The organism is Streptomyces sp. JLBJ103 (assembly GCF_058215575.1).
On record NZ_CM177089.1, the window covers coordinates 2145811 to 2163266 of the forward strand.

A 17456-nucleotide genomic window follows, 5' to 3' on the forward strand; every position below is an offset into this window, starting at 1 on the left:
ACGCCCCGGCGCGCCTGCCACGGACGGGGACCTTGAAGGGCTCGTCCGAGGACCGAGGGGCGCGGCCGCCGTGCTGTCCGATGCGAGATCGGGGCACCGGTGGCGGGGCGTGCGAAGTCGATCCGGTGACCCGGATCGCCATAAGAAGTGTACGGGACCGGTGCGGTGCCGGGTGACGGCGATATCCACAACCGGTGAGTAGTACCCAGATTCCTTCCATGATCCACCCGATCCGGCGTCTCGGGACACGGTGGGATCCATGCGAAGGCTTCTGATGTGGTGGGCGCTTGCCCTGTGCGTCCTGACGTTATGGCTCGCGACGGCGACCTGCCCAGGGGCGGTGCCAGGGCCGGTGCCGGGGGCGGCCCCGGGGGCGTGGACGGAATTGGGGCGCGGGTCGGGAGTGGCCGTGCTCGCCGGGGTGTCCGGCGTGAGCCGGGCCGACAGCGGTCGTGCGGTTCCGGTGGACCACGGCCCAGGGCGTGGCACCCCAGGCGGGCGGTCGTGGCCGGTGGACGGTGGGCCGGGGGCGGCGCGGCCCACCGTGCTGAGGGGCTGGCGGCCGCCTCCGGTGCCATGGGCCGCCGGTCACCGAGGGGTCGATCTCGCGGCGCGCGCCGGGCAGCGGGTGCGGGCGGCGGCCGCGGGGCGGGTGACCTTCGCCGGTCCGGTCGCGGGGCGCGAGGTGCTCACCATCGAGCTGTCCGGCACCGGCACTCCTCCTCTGCGTACGACCTACGAGCCGGTGCGCGCCCTGGTAGACAAGGGCGACCGGGTCTCGGCCGGGCAGGTGGTGGGGGTGATGCGGCCGGGCCCCTTCCACTGTCCGGCGGGCTGTCTGCACTGGGGGCTGCGCCGTGGGGACCGCTATCTCGATCCGCTGTCGCTGCTGCCGCCCTGGATGCTCCGCGGCGGCCCCTCCCGGCTCCTCCCGGTGTTCGGGGTTCCCGATGCGCCGGCCCCCGCCGCGCCGCTCTCCCCCGCCGGGTGGACCGACCTCGGCCCGGCCATCGCCCTGGCCGCTGCCTCGGCCTGGGCCCACGCCCGTCTGCGATCCGGCGCCGTACCGCGGAGCGGGGCACGCGCGCTGATACTGCCCGGCCCGGCGCGGAGGGCGCGGGCGACCGCACCCGGACGACGGAGACCGGTACGCCCGGCCCGGCCCGGGGCCGCAGCGGTGCGCGACGGGCACGGCATGGATGACCGGCGGCAATGCCCACGGCCGAGGGGCGACCGAACGGCGCGCGGAGCCGGGGCGCGACCGTCGGCGGCGTCCGTCAACAGGCGCAGGGCGGCCAACGGCCGGGAACGGTCGGCATGGTGCGCAGGGTCGGGGCGCGACCCAGGTGGCGCGCCCCGGCGCGCGCCAACAGCGACAGGGACGAAGGACGGAGCGCGCCCCGGATGGTGGGAGCGCGGCCGGGGCGGGCCGACGGGGCCCGCGGGAGTCAGCGGCGGGTTACGCCGGTGAGGGCCATGGCAACCGCGGCCTCCGTGATCCCCTCGGGATCCTCGGCCGCGCCGAGCTCGATACGGCGGACCGCCGCGTCCACGACGCCCTGGAGGAGCACGGCCGTCAGCCGGGGTTGCTCGTGGCCCAGGGCGCTGAGGGCCTCGATCACCATGGCGATCAGCCCGCCGTGCGCGGCCCGGATCTTCTCCCGCGCTCCCGCGTCCAGCTCACCGGCCGAGATCGCCACCACGGCCCGGTGGCGGCGGTCGCCAACGAGCGCCAGCTGCCGGCGCACATACGCCTCGATCTTCGCCTCGGGTGTGTCGGCCCGCTCCATGGCGGCCTCCACCTCTGCGGACCAGACCGGGAAGTCGACGGCGCACAGTTCCTCGACCACGGCCGCCCGGGAGCGGAAGTACTCGTAGACGGAGGACCGCGCGAGGCCCGTGCGCTCGGCGAGGGCAGGGAAGGTCAGCGCCTCCGTACCGCCCTCGGACAGCAGAGAGCGGGCGGCCTCCAGCAGGGCGCCGCGCTGCATCGTCCGGTGCTCGGCCACTGAGGCCGCTCGAATCCTGGGCACCCGACCACTGTACGAAAAAGGCCACCGCGGAGGCGATGGCGGAGGGACGATTCAGCGTCCGACGTCGGCAAGTTTCGCGCGCAACTGGAGCACTGACTTGGTGTGGATCTGGCTGACCCGGCTCTCGGTGACCCCGAGGACCTGGCCGATCTCGGCGAGGGTGAGCCCTTCGTAGTAGTAGAGGGTGACCACGGTCTTCTCCCGCTCGGGAAGGGTGTTGATGGCCCGGGCGAGCAGTCTGCGCAGCTCCCGGTCCTCGGCCACCTCGACCGGATTGTCCGCGGCGGTGTCCTCGAGGGTGTCCATGATGCTGAGCCGGTCGCCGCCTTCGCCGCCGACATGCAGCAGCTCTTCCAGGGCGACCACATTGGCCAGGGACAACTGGCTGAAGACACCGTGCAGTTCATCCAGGCCGATGTCCATCTCGGACGCCACCTCGGCCTCCGTGGGGGTGCGCCGCAGCGCCGCCTCCAACGTGGCGTAGGCCCGCTCGACGGCCCTGGCCTTCTGGCGGACCGAGCGCGGGATCCAGTCCAGCGCCCTCAGCTCGTCGATCATCGCGCCCCGGATCCGGGTGATCGCATAGGTCTCGAACTTGATGGAGCGCTCGGGGTCGAACTTCTCGATGGCGTCGATGAGTCCGAACACGCCGGACGAGACGAAGTCCGCCTGCTCGACATTGGAGGGCAGTCCGACGCTGACCCGCCCGGCCACATATTTCACCAGGGGCGAGTAGTGGAGGATCAGCTGCTCCCGCAGCCGGCCGTCGCCCGTGGTCTTGTACGACCGCCACAGCTCATCGAGCGATGACGGTGCGGCCGGCCGCACCGCGCCGTGGGCAGCGGTCGGCGCCGCGCGGTCAGACCCGGAGATGTGCTGGGGCATTCGTCGCCTTGAGCCGTTCTGCCATGAGATAGGTGAGGACGTGCGCTTCCGCCGGAAACCCTGTGAGCGTAGCGTGATCGGGCCATCGCGGTATGCGAAGGGCGTCGGCTCGGCGGTGTGCGGATACGGTCATCGCCTCAACCCTTTCACCCGATTGCCCCGATTCAGGGGATCGCCTCGCCGTGCGCCGCCGTTCCGGCGCGCCGGAGGGACCAACTCCCAGCGATCGCCACGGCGTTCGACGAATCCCAGGGCGAGCAGCTCATAGAGCCGACTCAGGGTCTCGTCACAGCCCAACCCGGATTCCCGGGCCACCTCCCGCAGGTCATTGCCACCCTGTGCCGACAACGCTTCCAGGACCCGTGCCGTCACGGGATCGAGCAGGTCCCGCTCGACGAGCGGCCCCCGCCGCTCCGGGGCGAGCTCTCCGATGCCGCCGATCAGCTCGGCCACCTCATCGGCGTCGGTGACCACCACGGCCTCGCCACGCAGCAGTTCATGCACCCCGGCCGAGAGCCCACTGGTGACCGGGCCGGGCACACCCATGGTGAGGCGGCCGAGCTCCTGGGCCCGGCGCGCGGTGACCAGCGATCCGCTGCGGTACTGGGCCTCGACGACCACCGTGCCCCGGGTCAGCGCGGCGATGACCCGGTTGCGGAGCACAAAGCGGCTGCGGGTCGGATGCGCCCCGGGCGGCAACTCGGCCACCACCAGACCCTGTTCCGCGATGCGCTCGATCAACTCGGTGTGACCCCGCGGATAGGGGACATCCGCCCCGGAGGCCAGTACGGCGATGGTGGCGCCGCCCGCCGCGAGCGCCCCGCGGTGCGCCGCGCCGTCCACCCCATGGGCCGCCCCGGAAACCAGCACCCAGCCACGCTCGACAAGCCCGGCGGCGAGCGTCGCGGCGACATGGGCGCCGTACTCGCTGCATGCCCGGGCGCCCACCACGGCGACCGAGCGCAGCGCCCACATCCGCAGTGACGCCCGGCCGCGCACCCATAACCCGACCGGGCGAGCGTCCCCGAGGTCGTCGAGCTGACCGGGCCACTCCGGGTCCCCCGGGCACAGGAATCGCACGCCCCGCCCGGCGGCCCCGGCAAGGTCCTCCGCCGGGTCCAGCCCTGCGGCCCGCAGCGCGCATCCGGCCAGCCGCTCCCGGCTCGCCCCGGGCGGCGGCGCACCCTGCCCGCTGAGCGCCCGCCGCAGCGCCACCGGACCCATCCGCCGCAGCCAGCGCCCCACTGTCTCGTCGCCGGGCTCCACCAGCCGGGTGAGCGCCGCGCGCGCCAACCGCTCTTCCTCACCGACCCCCCGGCGACCGTCCGGCTCCGGTCCGCCCCACCCATCAAGGCCCTCCCCCGCTGCCGGATCGGGATCGGCCCTCGGTGCCGGGCCGGGCGGGCCACCGTGGCCCGGGGACGCGGCCATCAGCACTCCCCCGCCCCGACCGGCACACCACGGCTGACACCGGTGCGCAGCTGAAGGGCGCGGGCGACATCCGGTGCCAGGGGCCGGTCATGGCCGGCCAGATCGGCGACGGTCCAGGCGACCCGCAGCACGCGATCCAGGCCGCGGGCGGTGAGCAGTCCGCGCTCCATGTCCCGCTCGGCCTCGCGGAGCGCCCCGGAGCGGGGCTGCCACCGGGTGCGCAACTCATGCCCCGGGACCTCGCTGTTGAGCCGCCAGGGGGTGTCCGCGAGCCGGGCCGCGGCGCGCTCCCGAGCCTCGTGCACCCGGGCGGCGACCGACGCGGTGCTCTCCGCCAGACCGCGCGCCCCCGTCAACTCGGCCCGGGTAACCGCCTCGACATGGACCCGCAGGTCCACCCGGTCCAGCAGCGGCCCGGACAGCCGCGCCTGATAGCGGCGCACCATCACCGGTGTGCATTCGCAGCCCTCGCCCACCAGGGCATGGCGTCCGCAGGGGCAGGGGTTGGCGGCCAGCATCAGCAGGAAGCGTGCGGGCATCCGCATCATGCCTCCGGAGCGAGCCACCACCACATGGCCCGATTCCAGGGGCTGCCGCAGCGCGTCCAGGGCCCGTCCGCTGAATTCCGGAGCCTCGTCGAGGAACAGCACCCCGCGGTGGGCCAGCGAGACCGCGCCGGGCCGGGGCAGGCCGTTGCCCCCGCCGACGAGGGCGGCCATGGTCGCCGAATGGTGCGGGGCGCAGTACGGCGGGGTGTCCACCAGGGGCTGACCGGGCGGCAGCACCCCGGCCACCGAGTGGACCGCGGTGACCTCCAGGGCCTCCTGCCGGGTGAGCGGTGGCAGCAGACCGGGAAGCCGCTCGGCGAGCATCGTCTTGCCCGCCCCCGGCGGACCGACGAGGAACAGATGGTGCCCGCCCGCGGCCGCGATCTCCAGGGCGCCCCGCGCGGCCCGCTGCCCGGCGACATCGGCCAGATCAGGGCCGCCCGCACCGCTCCCCGGCCCCGCGGCCACTCCGGTGCCCATGCCCGCGCCCGGCACGGTGAGCCCGGCCAGCAGCGGATCGGGCCGCCCGGGCTCCGGTGGCTCCTGGTCCTCCTCGGGCACCGGCTCATCCGCCAGCACCGCGATCAGCTGGCGCAGACTCCGCACCCCGAGCACGGAGACCCCGGGGACGAGCGCTGCCTCAGCCGCCGTCCGCTCCGGGACGACGACCTGCTGATAGCCCGCTTCGGAGGCCGCGAGCACCGCGGGCAGCACCCCGCGCACCGGGCGGACCCGGCCGTCCAGCCCCAGCTCCCCGATCATCATCAGATCGGCGATCTGCCGTGGGTCGATCCGCTCGGCCGCGGCCAGCACCGCGCAGGCCACGGCCAGATCGAAGCCGCTGCCGCCTTTGGGGACGGACGCCGGGCTCAGCCCCACCGTGAGCTTCTTCTGCGGCCATGCGGACCCTGAGTTCACCACGGCCGCGCGAACCCGGTCCCGGCTCTCCACCAGGCTCTTGTCGGGCAGCCCGACCAGGGTGAAGGCGGCGACCCCGGGCTCCAGATCGGCCTGGACCTCGACCATGACCCCCTCGACCCCGACCAGGGCCACCGAACAGGTGCGGGCGAATCCCATCAGGCCACCCCCCGCACATGCTCGACGACGGGCGCGCCCCGGTCCGGCAGCACCACACCGACCAGATCGATCCGCACCCCGCCCGGCGGTGGTCCGCCGTGCCGCTCGAGCCAGCGCTCCGCCAGCAGTCTCAGCCGCTCGGTCTTGACCGGTCCGACGGCGGCCATCGGGTGCTCATAGGACCCTCCGCGGCGCGTCTTGACCTCGCACACCACCAGCGCGCCGGCGTCGAGCGCGACGATGTCGATCTCGCCGTCCCGGCACCGCCAATTGCGCTCCAGGACGGTCATCCCGGCCTCGGCCAGCCGTCGCACCGCCACATCCTCGCCGTAGCGGCCCAGTGCCCCTCGGGCGTTCATCGGCACCACCTCCGGTACCGACTGTGACGCCTCGGTCACGCGCTATGGGATCTTGGAGGATTTCTGTGGACCGGCGATCACTTGTGGATAACTCAGCCACTCGGGAGGTCGAGGTCGCTCTTGTTCAGCTCCTCGATATTCACGTCCTTGAACGTCAGTACCCGTACCTGCTTCACGAAGCGGGCCGGGCGGTACATGTCCCAGACCCAGGCGTCGGCCATCGACACCTCGAAGAAGACCTCACCCTGGACCGAGTGCACCTGCATCTCGTACTGGTTGGTGAGATAGAAGCGGCGCTCGGTCTCGATCACGTATTTGAACAGACCGACGACATCGCGGTACTCCCGGTAGAGCTTCAGCTCCATCTCGGTCTCGTACTTCTCGAGGTCCTCGGCGCTCATGGCATGTTCCCCTTCAGCCGTGCGTCCCCCCATTGTGCGTCAGACGCGCTCAGTCTCCAGGATCACCGGTGCACTCGGGGGTCCCTCGACGAGCAGCGTACGCAACAGCTCCGGCAGGCGGGTCGGATATACCGATTCGTCCACCGTCGCCAGCTCCTCCGCGGTCCACCACCGCAGCCCGGCCACACTGCGCCGCTCCAGCTCCGTCAGCCCCTCACCCTCGACCGTCGCGGTCTGCTCGGTACGCCCCAGGAAGTACCACTCGTCCTGGTCCCAGCGCTGTCCCGCGAAGGGGAACGAGCAGATCCGCCGCCACAGCAGCGGGCCGAGCCGTACATCGGTGATCCCGGTCTCCTCGGCCAGTTCCCGCCGGGCCGCCTCCTCGCGGCTCTCCTCGCCCTCCAGGCCGCCGCCGGGCGTGAACCACCAGGTCCTCGACGGATCGTCCGGTTCATAGCCGTGCAGCAGCAGAATCCGGTCCCGCGGGTCCAGCAGCACCACCCGGGCCACCCGCCGCAGCGGGCGCTCGTCCGCGCCGGCCCGCGGAGGCCGTCCGGCCGCCCCGTCAGCCACGCGCCGTCACCGTCCCCCGCGGCTCCTCACGCCGCGCGGCACCGGCGCGCCTGCGGCGGGCGATCGGCCCGTACGCCGCCCCCGCCAGGATGAGCACGGCGCCGCTGACGACCGCGATCACCATCAGCCGCAGCGGCCCCGGCTGCGAGACCCCGCCAGGCAGCGCCTCGAACGTCCGCGGCCGCTCGAGCATGCCGAAGCTGCCCAGGGGCCAGGCGGTGGCGTCGACCCGGGCGCTGACCGCGCTGCGCGGCACGGCTCCGTGACCGCTGTCGGTGAGGTGCACCCGTGAGTCGAGCGAATCGCTGCGGTGGTCGCCCATCAGGAACAACCGTCCCTTGGGCACCGTGGTGGTGAAGCCGGTCAGGGACGCCTGGTCCTTCTTCTCCAGATACGGCTCGTCGAGCGCCTTGCCGTCCACGCTCAGCCGCCCCTGCTTGTCGCAGCACACGACCTTGTCGCCGCCGACGCCGACCACCCGCTTCACCATGGGCATCGCGCCCCAGACGGCGTCCTGGAAGACCACCACGTCACCGCGGCGCACCTCATCGCCGTCGATCCGCTGCGCCAGCACGCGGTCGTCCTTGCCGATGGTGGGCGTCATGGAGTCGGTCGGAACCGTGTACGGCTTGTAGATCACCGCGGCCCAGGCGAATCCGCCCAGGAACAGCACACAGCCGAGAGCCACCGCCACTCCGGACAGCAGGCTTCCGAACCTGCCCTCCCCCACCGGTCTGCTCATTCCCGTGCTCCCGCCTTGCGCACCGACGTCAGAAGATCAGGTTCCGCGTGCCCGAGGACACGGGATCGCACCTTACCCGCGGTAGGCGCCCGGCGTCAGCAGTGGGATGCGGCGGGGAAGCCCGGCAACAGCGGCAGACCAGCAGGTCAGCCGTCCCGGCCCGCCCTGGCGATCAGCCTGCGCCGCCGCCACAGCACGATCGGCAGCGCGCCCGCGAGCCCGCCGGCCGTCGGCGCCAGCGAGGCCGCCGCGCTGAGCCCCGGCTGGTCGAAGGTGCCGGGCACGGACAGGGTGCTCCAGCGGTCGACCGGCCAGGCGACGACGATCGCGCGCCCGACGACATCGTCGACCGAGACCGTGCCGTTGTGCAGGTTCTGGTGGTAGCGCGAGTCCAGCGAGTCCTGGCGGTGGTCGCCCATCACCCAGATCCGCCCCTCGGGCACCTTGACCGGCCCGAACGGCTTCTCGTCACACGGGGTGTTCCCGGGGAAGATGTACGGCTCGTCCAGCGCCTTGCCGTTCACCATGACCTTGCCGCCGCGCTTGCACGAGACGGTGTCCCCGCCGACCGCGATGACCCGCTTGATCAGGTCCTTCTCCTCGGCCGACGGCATCAGCCCGATAAAGCTCAGCGCCTTCTGGATGCCCTCGGCGACCGGTCCGGAGTCCTGCTTCTCGGACTCGCCGAGCCAGCCGCCCGGGTCGTGGAAGACCACCACCTCACCGCGCTGGGGCTCGGAGCCGAACCACGGGGTGAGCTTGTCCACCAGCACCCGGTCGCCCCGCTGCAAGGTGTTCTGCATCGAGTCGGACGGGATGGAGAACGCCTGCACCAGGAAGGTCTTGATCAGCAGCGCCAGCAGCAGCGCGATACCGACCAGGATCGGCAGCTCCTTCCAGAAGGAGCGCACCTTCTTCGGGCCCTTGCCGCTAGCGCTCCTCGCCCCCGGCGCGGCCTCGCCGCCGGAACGGCCGGACGCCCCGGAGGAATCCTCCGGCGCCGCGTCCTCCGCGGAGTCCTGGGGATCGGGTGACCCCGAGCGGTCCGAGGGATCCGCCGCGGTCGCACGGTCCGCGCCGGCGGGCCCGGCCGGGTCGCCGGAGGCCCGGTCCGTGGGCGCACCGGTCTCTGGCGCCGTGTCCGTGCCGTCCCCGTTCACAGAGGTCTCTCCCCTTGTCCCGGGTCGCCGCTCGGGCTCTTCGTGACCGGATCGTGCGTCGACCGCCAAATCCCCCACATCCACTCCTCACGCCTGACTGCCGCCTGCTCCACGAACGGCGCAGGACCACCACTCCCATAACGAGCGGGAGTTCCGCAGGGGTCGGGAGCTGGACCATTCCTTGCTGATCCATGGGGGACAGCCTATGCGGCGAGCCCTGCGCCTGTGTCTCCCCACTCGGCGCGTCCTTCACCGAGGCGTACGTTCCGGGCTCCTCCAGCTGCCGCATATGGCCGAACGGCCAGGCGATCACCACCGCGCGGCCGACCACCATGTCGTCCGAGACGGTGCCCTGGCCCGGCTCGTCCAGATGCACCCGGGAGTCCGCCGAGTTGGAGCGGTGATCGCCCATCACAAAGATCCGCCCCTTGGGGACGGTCACCTTGAACTGGCGCTGCGATGGCTCGTTCCCCGGGTGCAGATACGGTTCGTTCAGCGGCGTTCCGTTGACGGTGACCTTGCCGTCGGAGTCACAGCACGCCACCGTGTCACCGCCGACCCCGACCACCCGCTTGATCAGGTCCTGCTCGTTGTCCGACGGCAACAGACCGATGAAGGTCAGGAACTGCTTGCCCTGCTTGATGACCGGCGGATCCTCCTTGGGCGGCTTGCGCTCGTCCTCGAGCCAGCCGCCGGGGTCCTTGAACACCACCACATCGCCGCGCTCCGGCTTCGAACCGAACCACGGTGTGAGCTTGTCCACCAGCACTCGGTCGCCGATGCGGATCGTCTGCTCCATCGATCCGGACGGAATCACAAACGCCTGCACCAGGAAGGTCTTCAGCACCAGTGCGATCACCAGCGCCACGCCCACCAGGATCGGTATCTCCTTGACCTTGGAGCGTTGGCGCCTGCGCTTGATACGGCGCTGGATCTTGCGCCGCTCGGCACGCCCGCCCAGCGGGCGCTCCCCCGGAGGCGAAGCCTCCGGCTCCGGCGGCGCGCCCGCGCGGCGCTTTCCGTACCGGGGTCGTCCACGGCTACCCATGCGCGCCGCCGGGTTCCGCGCCGTGCATGACACCGGGCTCGGGCACTCTGGCGAAGGTCTCCGGCCGCTCCAGCCGGGACCAGCGGCCGACCGGCCAGGCGATCCAGTCGGCACGGCCGATCACCTGGCCGAGGGGGACAGTGCCCCCGCCGGGCGCACCGAGATGGTCCCGCGAGTCTCGGGAGGCGGAACGGTGGTCACCCATCACCCACAGCCGCCCTTCCGGGACCACGATGTCGAACGGCACACGCGAGGGGCTGTCCCCCGGGCGCAGATAGTGCTCGTCCACCGGTTGACCGTTCACCTCGATCCTCCCCCGCTTGTCGCAGCAGGTGACCCGGTCACCCCCGACGCCCACCACACGCTTGATGTAGTCGGACGCGGCCGGGGCGGCCAGTCCGACCGCCGCGGCCCCCTTGCGGAGCACTCCGGTCACAGGGTTCCCCGACGGCTTCTCACCGAGAAAGGAACCCGTTCCGTCGAACACCACAACGTCGCCGCGGCGCGGATCGTCCCCGAAACGGTAGGCGAGCTTGTTCACCAGGACCCGGTCCCCGGGCCGCAGGGTGTTCTCCATCGAGCCGCTGGGGATCAGGAACGGCTGGACCACCCAGCCGCTCACCAGCAGGACCAGCACGGCGCTGAGTGCCGTGACCACTCCCGCCCGCCGCCAGGGCCCACCGCCGGTCAGCCACCCGAGCGCACGCCGGGCGGGCCGGGGTGCGGCGGCGGTCTCCTCCGCGGCGTCGCCCGGCTCATGCGAAGAGCGCGACCGCTCCTCGCGCTCCGTCGAGGAGCTGGAGGCGCGGTCGCGCTCCGTGAGCTGTCCTTCGGTGTCCATCGGGCCAGAGCCTATCCGCCCCGGCCGGATGATCCGGCGGTAGCTCAGTAGTCGCGCAAAACTCAGTTCTCGCGCTTCTCCTTGATCTTGGCGGCCTTGCCGCGGAGGTCGCGCAGGTAGTACAGCTTCGCACGGCGCACATCACCGCGGGTGACGACCTCGATCTTCTCCACGATCGGGGTGTGCACCGGGAAGGTGCGCTCGACGCCGACGCTGAAGCTCACCTTGCGGACGGTGAAGGTCTCACGCACACCGGAACCCTGGCGGCGGATGACCACACCCTTGAACTGCTGCACACGGGAGCGGTTGCCCTCGATGACGCGCACGTGCACGTTGACCGTGTCACCGGGACGGAAGGTGGGGAGGTCGCTGCGCAGCGACGCGGAGTCGACGGTGTCGAGCAGGTGAGACATGATCGTCTGCTTTCCTCGCTGATGCCACAGGTCATCAGCGGCATATCGGATGTTGATTCGGAGTGCCGCCCTCATCGGGTGGGCGTCGATCCCCCTGTGGCAGGGGCGCCGCGCCCGGACGTACGGCAGCGGCCTATTCTTCCACGGCGCGGTCCGAGCGCCCAAATCCGCCCTCGGGAAGCTCCTGCCAGCCCAGCTCGGCCAGGATCTTCCGGTCGTGCTTGTCCAGGGCCGCGGGGTCGCAGCGCTCGATCAGATCGGGGCGGTTGACGCTGGTACGGCGGAACGCCTCGTCCCGCCGCCATCGCGCGATCTTGCCGTGGTGCCCGCTGACCAGCACCTCCGGGATACCGCGGCCACGCCACTCGGGAGGCTTGGTGTAGACCGGCCCCTCCAGCAGATCGGCCATGGCACCGGGCGCGAAGGAGTCGTCACGGTGCGACTCGGCGTTGCCCAGCACCCCGGGCAGCAGCCGGGCGACCGCCTCGGTGATGACCAGGACCGCGGCCTCGCCACCGGCCAGGACGTAGTCGCCGATGGAGACCTCGTGGACCTCCAGGTGCTCGCCGTACTCCTCGATCACCCGCCGGTCGATGCCCTCGTAACGGGCGGGCGCGAAGATCAGCCAGGGGCGCTCGGCCAGCTCCACGGCCAGCGCCTGGGTGAACGGACGCCCGCTCGGCGTCGGCACCACCAGCACCGGCTTGGCCATCCCCGCGGCCTCCCCGGAGGCAAGGACGGAGTCCAGCGCCTCACTCCATGGCTCGGGCTTCATCACCATGCCCGGACCACCGCCGTAGGGGGTGTCGTCCACCGTGTGGTGCCGGTCGTGCGTGAAGGAGCGCAGATCGTGGACGCGGACGTCCAGCTGCCCCCGGGCGCGCGCCTTGCCGACCAGCGAGACGTTCAGCGGCTCCAGGTACTCCGGGAAGATCGTGACGACATCGAGCCTCATGACGACGCGCCCTCGTCCGACGAGGAGTTCCCACGGCTGCCGGCGATCTCGGCCTCGGCGTCGTTCAGCAGCCCCGGCGGCGGGTCGATCACCGCCCGCTGTGCCTCGAGGTCGATCTCCGGCACCACCGCGGAGACGAACGGGATCATCACCTCACTGCCGTCCGGACGCCGGACGATCAGCAGGTCCTGGTACGGCAGATGGGAGATCTCGGAGATCCTGCCGATCTCGGTCCCGTCCACGGTGACCACATCGAGGTCGATCAGCTGGTGGTCGTAGAACTCCTCGGGGTCCTCGGGGACTTCCTCCGGGTCGACCTCCGCGATCAGCAGGGTGTTGCGCAGCGCCTCCGCGCCGTTGCGGTCCCGGACCCCCTCGAAGCGCAACAGCAGCCGGCCGCTGTGGACCCGGCCCGTCTCGATGGTCAGCGGCCCGGCCGAGGCGGGTTCGGTGGCCAGCACGGCGCCCGGGGCGAGCCTCAGCTCCGGCTCGTCCGTACGGACCTCGACAGTGACCTCGCCCTTGATCCCATGGGCCCGGCCGATCCTCGCCACAACCAACTGCACGTGTCCGATGTCCCTTCACACACACGGGCCGGGGACGGCCCATGGCCCTCCCCGGCCCATGCCGGTGCTCTCTTTGATCGCCTCAGCGGATCTGGTCCACGTCGACCAGGTCGACCCGGATCCCACGGCCGCCGATGGCGCCCACGACGGTCCGCAGGGCACGCGCGGTCCGGCCGTTGCGGCCGATCACCTTGCCGAGGTCATCGGGGTGCACCCGGACCTCCAGCACGCGCCCGCGACGCAGGTTGCGCGAGGCGACCTGCACTTCGTCGGGGTTGTCGACGATGCCCTTCACCAGGTGCTCGAGGGCCTCCTCGAGCATCGTCAGGCCTCGGTCGACGCGGTGGACTCAGCGGCCTCGGCCGCCTCGTCCGACTTCTTCTCGGACTTCTTCGCCTTCTGGGTGATGGCCTCACCCTTCGGCTCGTCACCGGCGTCCTTGGCGGCGGCCTCGAACAGGGCGCGCTTGTCGGCCTTCGGCTCGGCGACCTTCATCGGAGGCGGCGCCGGCAGGCCCTTGAACTTCTGCCAGTCGCCAGTGACCTTCAGCAGGGCCAGCACCGGCTCGGTCGGCTGCGCGCCGACCTTCAGCCAGTACTGCGCGCGCTCCGAGTCGACCTCGATGCGCGACGGGTTCTGCACCGGGTGGTACAGACCGATCTCCTCGATGGCCCGGCCGTCACGGCGGGTACGGGAGTCAGCGATGACGATGCGGTAGTGAGGCGAACGGATCTTGCCCAGACGCTTCAGCTTGATCTTGACTGCCACGGAAGTGGTGTCTCCTGGTCTTGACGTGGTTGAGCACGCGAAGTGCCACGTGGGGTTGTGGTACCCGAGTGCCCGATGGACGCGCCAGCCGGAGGAGAGAGGGGTCCTGGTCGACTGTCGAGTACAGCGGACCATTGTGCCACACCGCCGCCGGTCAGCCGACCGCGGCCACCGCCTCCGGAATGCGGAACGGCTTGCCGCATCCACCGCACATGATCGGCGCCTGCGCCAGCACCGACGGAACGACGCGGACATTGCGCCCGCAGTCGCACACGGCCTTGACTCTGACGCCGCCGCCGGACGAGCCGTGCCGCGCGGCAGGCCCGCGGAAGGTGCGGGAGGTTTCGGCAGTGGTGGCGACGGTGTGCGCCTTGAGGGCGCGCTGAAGTCTCTCGATGGTGGTCCGGTAGCGCTTTCTCGCCTCGGGGCTGAGGGTGACCAGCGAGAAGCCGCTGCTGGGATGTGGCTCCTCGGGATGGTCCAGCCCGAGCTCCTCGGCGATCGCCAGGAACCGGCGGTTGTGGTAGCGGCCGGCGCGCGAGGTGTCACGGACACCGCGGGCGGCGGCGATGCCATGGACTGCCTCGTGCAGCAGCCGTTCGAAGGAGAGCTCGGCGCCACATGCGGACGACGACTCTCCGATCAACGATTCGGGCGCGGCGAGATCCGGCAGCTCGGAGTGGTGCCGTTGAATATCGGCCCACGCCTGCGCCAGCTCTGCGGCGAGAACAGGTGGTGTCGTGCTCACGTCGTGCTAACGAGCAGGAGCGGCCCGGTGTTCCGATTCCGGGGCATCCCAAATAATTTGCACGTACCAGTCAGTTCGCGTGATGTGCCGCGACGAGGGCGGGTTCGCCGATGTGGGGAGGAGCCGCCCACCGCGCATCAACCGGTACGTACCGGCTCAGCGGTCCCGCTCAGTAGGCGCGGGCGACGTAGGCGACGTTACCCGGCGCGTCGTCCGCGTCCGGCACCGACCCGTCCTCGGCGACCAGACACCGTACGGACACCGCCTGCGCGGCGAGCGCCGTCTCGCCCTCCGGCCCCAGGTCCGCCCACCGGATCCGGGCCCAGCCGCCCGCGGTCGCGGCCTCCGCGGCCTCCTCGATCGTGGCCGCGTCCGTGGTCCGCGCCTCGCGGCGCTCCCGCGCCTGGCGCAGCAGCAGCGCCTGGTCCTCCTCGAGCATCCCCGGCACCAGCTCGGCCAGCCGCTCGACGGGCACCGACTCCTTGCCGCCCGGGATCCGGCGCACCAGCATCGCGGTACCGCTCTCCAGGTCGCGCGGGCCGATCTCGACCCGGACCGGCACCCCCTTGAGCTCCCAGTCCACCGCGCGGCGGCCGAACGGGGTGTCCGCGCGGTCGTCGACCCGCACCCGCACCCCGGCCGCCGTCAGCCGGTCGCCGACCTCCCGGACCCGGGCGAGCACCGCGTCATCGCCCTTGACGGCCATGACGACGGCCTGCACCGGGGCCAGCCGGGGCGGGATCCGCAGGCCCTGGTCGTCGCCGTGCATCATCACCAGCGCACCGATCATGCGGGTGGTGCTGCCCCAGGAGGTCTGCCACACCAGCTCCTGCTCACCGTCCCGGGACAGATAGCTGGTGTTGAAGGCGCGGGAGAAGTTCTGGCCGAGCTCATGGCTGGTGCCCAGTTGCAGCGCCTTGCCGTCGCCCATCATCCCTTCCAGGGTGAGGGTGTTGAGCGCTCCGGCGAACCGCTCCGCGGCGGTCTTCCGGCCCAGCACGACATCCATGGCGAGCACGTTCTCCATGAAGTCGGCGTAGACATGACGGTGGATGCGGGCCGCGAAGTCCCGGGCGTCCTCGTAGGTGGCGTGGGCGGTGTGGCCCTCCTGCCAGAGGAATTCGGTCGTCCGCAGGAACAGCCGCGGCCGCAGCTCCCAACGGACCACATTGGCCCACTGGTTGATCAGCAGCGGCAGATCGCGATAGCTCTGCACCCACTTGGCGAAGTACTCGTTGACGATCGTCTCGGAGGTGGGCCGGACGACCACCGGCTCCTCCAGCTCCTTGCCGCCGCCGTGGGTGACGACCGCGAGTTCGGGCGCGAACCCCTCGACGTGATCGGCCTCCCTGGTCAGATACGACTGCGGGATGAAGAGCGGGAAATACGCGTTCTGGGTGCCGGTCGCCTTGATACGGGCGTCCATGTCCGTCTGCATCCGCTCCCAGAGCCCGTACCCGTACGGTCGGATGACCATGGTGCCGCGCACCGGGCCGTTGTCGGCCAGCTCGGCCTTGTTGATCACGTCCTGGTACCAGCGGGGGAAATCCTCCGCCTGCGGGGTGAGTACGGGAGCTTTCGCCATGGCGCCGATCGTACGGCGGTGGCGCACAGAACCGTGAATCGGGCCAAAAGGATCCGGCGGGAGCGGACGGCGTCCTGGGGCGGCCCCGGGAGCAGGGCGGACGCGCAGGAGTGCGGGGGCGCACGGAGGGGGCACGCAAGCACGGCCGTGAAACCTCTGGACGCGGGCACGGATGGGGAGTTCCCTGGCATACGGGGGTGGGACGCCACAGCGCACGACGGCGGACGGAAACCGGATCTGACGACGGCACGTGCTCTTCGCTGATTGGGGCCCTTTCGATGACATCTACGCTCGTCCGGCGGCACCGCCCGCACCCCTCCTCGTCGCACACCGCGGATCCCGGCATCCGCACCCGCGACTGGGCGGAGATCCAGGAGCGGATGCTGGTGCCGTTGTACGAGGCCGTGTACGAACGGCTGGACGTCGGCGCCGGGACCCGGCTGCTCGGCCTGGGCTGCGGCTCGGGCCTCGCGCTCCTCATGGCGGCCGCGCGGGGCGCGGCGGTCTGCGGAACCGACACCGACCCGAGCCGTCTGGAGCTGGCCCGGAAGCGGCTGGCGGCCGCGGGCGGACCGCGCGGTGCGGACACGCCCCCGGCGCGGCTGGGGCTCGGCGGCCCCGACCCTGCCTGGGTGCGGGAGGCGGCGGAGGCGGCCGCGGACGCGAGGGCGACGGCCGGGTTCACCGTCGTGACCGCCTTCGAACCCCTGCTGCCCGCCCTGGGGACGGCCCCCGGGACGGCGATGGCCGCCGCGGACTCCGCACTCACGGCGGCCACGGCGCTCACCGAGCGCGGCGGAGCCGTGGTGCTGGCCGGATGGGGCCCGCCGGAGCGGTGTGCCACCGCGTCCGTCCTCCGGGTGGGCGCACGGCTCGCGGACCCGATGTGCGCCCCGGACCGCTGGCGGCCGTGCGGCAGGGACGACCTGGAGCGGCTGGCCGAGCGCGCCGGACTGCGGCCCGACGGCTCGGGCCGGGTGGCCTGTCCGTTCGGTTACGCGGACATGGACAGCGCGGTGCGCGGACTGCTGTCGACCGGGCTGTTCGACGCGGCGGAGCGGGCCACAGACCCGGCGCAGGTCGCCAAGGAGATCGCCGAGGCGCTGCATCCGCATCAGCGGGCGGACGGGACGGTGTGGATGCCGAATGTCTTCCGCTATCTGATCGCTCGCGTCTGACCGTTCACGGCCGACCGTTCACGGCCGACCATTCGTGGCTGACTGTTCGCGTCCGACCGTTCACGTCTGTTCGCGTCCAGCCGGCCGGTGGTATCCGGCCGGGAAACGCGCCGGGCCCCTGCTGTCCACGCAGGGGCCCGGTGCC

19 protein-coding genes and 1 pseudogene are annotated in these 17456 nt (G+C 71.9%); 2 read left to right on the forward strand and 18 right to left on the reverse strand.

Annotation, left to right across the window (positions count from 1 at the left end):
- The first annotated feature begins 259 nt into the window (after positions 1 to 259).
- Positions 260 to 1471 (forward strand): murein hydrolase activator EnvC family protein, encoded by a 1212-nt coding sequence (locus AC4BEG_RS09120; protein ID WP_490705393.1) that lies wholly within the window; start codon positions 260 to 262, stop codon positions 1469 to 1471.
- Here the strand turns inward: AC4BEG_RS09120 and AC4BEG_RS09125 are convergent.
- The 18 genes and pseudogenes from AC4BEG_RS09125 to proS all read right to left on the reverse strand — a co-directional run bounded on the left by AC4BEG_RS09125 (position 1449) and on the right by proS (position 16133).
- Entirely contained in the window at positions 1449 to 1991 is a 543-nt protein-coding gene (locus tag AC4BEG_RS09125; RefSeq protein ID WP_490707032.1) for a TetR/AcrR family transcriptional regulator, read from the reverse strand. The genes AC4BEG_RS09120 and AC4BEG_RS09125 overlap by 23 nt on opposite strands.
- 93 nt (positions 1992 to 2084) lie before the next feature.
- Positions 2085 to 2918 carry an RNA polymerase sigma factor WhiG gene (whiG, locus tag AC4BEG_RS09130; RefSeq protein ID WP_490705394.1) on the reverse strand — a complete coding sequence of 278 codons (834 nt, stop codon included), beginning with the start codon at positions 2916 to 2918 and terminating at the stop codon, positions 2085 to 2087.
- Positions 2919 to 3047: 129 nt separating this feature from the next.
- Positions 3048 to 4349 (reverse strand): DNA-processing protein DprA, encoded by a 1302-nt coding sequence (gene dprA / locus AC4BEG_RS09135; protein WP_490705395.1) that lies wholly within the window; start codon positions 4347 to 4349, stop codon positions 3048 to 3050.
- Positions 4349 to 5974, reverse strand: a complete 1626-nt coding sequence (locus AC4BEG_RS09140; protein ID WP_490705396.1) for a YifB family Mg chelatase-like AAA ATPase — start codon at positions 5972 to 5974, stop codon at positions 4349 to 4351. Before AC4BEG_RS09140 ends, dprA begins: the two co-directional genes overlap by 1 nt.
- Positions 5974 to 6333 carry a YraN family protein gene (locus AC4BEG_RS09145; protein ID WP_201880726.1) on the reverse strand — a complete coding sequence of 120 codons (360 nt, stop codon included), beginning with the start codon at positions 6331 to 6333 and terminating at the stop codon, positions 5974 to 5976. Before AC4BEG_RS09145 ends, AC4BEG_RS09140 begins: the two co-directional genes overlap by 1 nt.
- A gap of 92 nt (positions 6334 to 6425) precedes the next feature.
- On the reverse strand, positions 6426 to 6734 hold the full coding sequence (locus AC4BEG_RS09150) for a DUF2469 domain-containing protein (RefSeq protein ID WP_176180398.1): 309 nt from the start codon (positions 6732 to 6734) through the stop codon (positions 6426 to 6428).
- Positions 6735 to 6773: 39 nt separating this feature from the next.
- Positions 6774 to 7307: an NUDIX hydrolase gene (locus AC4BEG_RS09155; protein ID WP_490705397.1), complete on the reverse strand. Its 534-nt coding sequence runs from the start codon at positions 7305 to 7307 to the stop codon at positions 6774 to 6776.
- Positions 7300 to 8049: a signal peptidase I gene (gene lepB, locus AC4BEG_RS09160; RefSeq protein ID WP_490705398.1), complete on the reverse strand. Its 750-nt coding sequence runs from the start codon at positions 8047 to 8049 to the stop codon at positions 7300 to 7302. Before lepB (AC4BEG_RS09160) ends, AC4BEG_RS09155 begins: the two co-directional genes overlap by 8 nt.
- Positions 8050 to 8195: 146 nt before the next feature.
- On the reverse strand, positions 8196 to 9293 hold the full coding sequence (gene lepB / locus AC4BEG_RS09165) for a signal peptidase I (protein ID WP_490705399.1): 1098 nt from the start codon (positions 9291 to 9293) through the stop codon (positions 8196 to 8198).
- Positions 9223 to 10257, reverse strand: a pseudogene (gene lepB / locus AC4BEG_RS09170) (signal peptidase I); the annotation flags it as partial. The gene lepB (AC4BEG_RS09165) and the pseudogene lepB (AC4BEG_RS09170), both read right to left, overlap by 71 nt.
- A complete protein-coding gene (gene lepB, locus AC4BEG_RS09175; protein ID WP_490705400.1) occupies positions 10250 to 11098 on the reverse strand; it encodes a signal peptidase I in 849 nt (282 codons plus the stop codon). The gene lepB (AC4BEG_RS09175) and the pseudogene lepB (AC4BEG_RS09170), both read right to left, overlap by 8 nt.
- Before the next feature lie 62 nt (positions 11099 to 11160).
- Positions 11161 to 11511, reverse strand: coding sequence for a 50S ribosomal protein L19 (gene rplS / locus AC4BEG_RS09180; RefSeq protein ID WP_490705401.1), 351 nt, complete (start codon positions 11509 to 11511; stop codon positions 11161 to 11163).
- 133 nt (positions 11512 to 11644) lie between these two features.
- Entirely contained in the window at positions 11645 to 12466 is an 822-nt protein-coding gene (gene trmD, locus AC4BEG_RS09185) for a tRNA (guanosine(37)-N1)-methyltransferase TrmD (RefSeq protein ID WP_490705402.1), read from the reverse strand.
- Complete coding sequence (rimM, locus tag AC4BEG_RS09190; RefSeq protein ID WP_490705403.1) at positions 12463 to 13032, reverse strand: ribosome maturation factor RimM; 570 nt, start codon at positions 13030 to 13032, stop codon at positions 12463 to 12465. The genes trmD and rimM overlap by 4 nt, the downstream gene beginning before the upstream one ends.
- Positions 13033 to 13114: 82 nt before the next feature.
- Positions 13115 to 13354: an RNA-binding protein gene (locus tag AC4BEG_RS09195; RefSeq protein ID WP_254745164.1), complete on the reverse strand. Its 240-nt coding sequence runs from the start codon at positions 13352 to 13354 to the stop codon at positions 13115 to 13117.
- A gap of 2 nt (positions 13355 to 13356) precedes the next feature.
- Complete coding sequence (rpsP, locus tag AC4BEG_RS09200) at positions 13357 to 13800, reverse strand: 30S ribosomal protein S16 (RefSeq protein WP_490705404.1); 444 nt, start codon at positions 13798 to 13800, stop codon at positions 13357 to 13359.
- A 154-nt stretch (positions 13801 to 13954) separates the two neighbouring features.
- Positions 13955 to 14548, reverse strand: a complete 594-nt coding sequence (locus AC4BEG_RS09205) for a hypothetical protein (protein ID WP_490705405.1) — start codon at positions 14546 to 14548, stop codon at positions 13955 to 13957.
- A gap of 169 nt (positions 14549 to 14717) precedes the next feature.
- Entirely contained in the window at positions 14718 to 16133 is a 1416-nt protein-coding gene (gene proS, locus AC4BEG_RS09210; protein WP_490705406.1) for a proline--tRNA ligase, read from the reverse strand.
- Between the two features lie 278 nt (positions 16134 to 16411).
- On the opposite strand from proS, the gene AC4BEG_RS09215 reads away from it, so the two are divergent.
- The gene (locus AC4BEG_RS09215; protein WP_490705407.1) at positions 16412 to 17311 is read left to right on the forward strand and encodes an SAM-dependent methyltransferase; all 900 of its coding nucleotides are present in this window, start codon (positions 16412 to 16414) and stop codon (positions 17309 to 17311) included.
- The last annotated feature ends 145 nt before the right edge of the window (positions 17312 to 17456 follow it).